The following is a 542-nucleotide window of genomic DNA, read 5'->3' as shown; positions in this document are numbered from 1 at the left end:
GCCGCCCGACGGCCTGCGGCAGACGGTTCGGACAGCCCCCTTCTTCGCCCTTCCTGGCGTAGCTTCGCGGCCAGGCGCCGCCGGCCTGCGCGGCGGGCCATCATGCCGGATTTGGGAGCCATCGCCATGGGCAACGCATGCACCGGAGGCATCGCCTCCACCAGCGCGCTGCCGTCCCGCTCGCGGACGGCCGGCCGGATACAGGAAACCCCGCCGCAGCGGGGCTCGAACGCCGACCCGGGCCGCGGGGGCCTGCTCGGCGGTTTGCGAAGCCGCAGGGCCTCCCGGCCCGACAGCGGAGCGGGTCTGCGGCAGGCCCACCGCCAGGTCAATGACCTGCTGGCGCGGGCCAGCAACCATCCCGACCGGCACGCCGAAGAGGCGGCCCTGCACCGGCTGGAAGGCCAGATCGCCCAGGCCCTTCGGGAAGGCACGTCCCTGCCCCATCTCGACGCGGAACTCCAGTATCTGGACTGGCGGATGCAGGGCGTGGAGCCCTTGCAGCAGCAGGAGGCCGTGCCCCAGCCGGCCCGGTATCTGCC

General features: G+C 73.8%; 1 protein-coding gene. It reads left to right on the top strand.

The features are described from left to right. Positions 1-102 precede the first annotated feature (102 nt). On the top strand, positions 103-542 hold a 440-nt coding region (locus tag GVL52_RS28435), incomplete at its 3' end, for a hypothetical protein (protein WP_160012697.1).

This window comes from Rhizobium sp. 18055, assembly GCF_902706285.1.
Lineage (GTDB): Bacteria > Pseudomonadota > Alphaproteobacteria > Rhizobiales > Rhizobiaceae > Rhizobium.
Note: the sequence above shows the minus strand (reverse complement) of the source record. Positions and strands in the feature narration are given on the sequence as shown.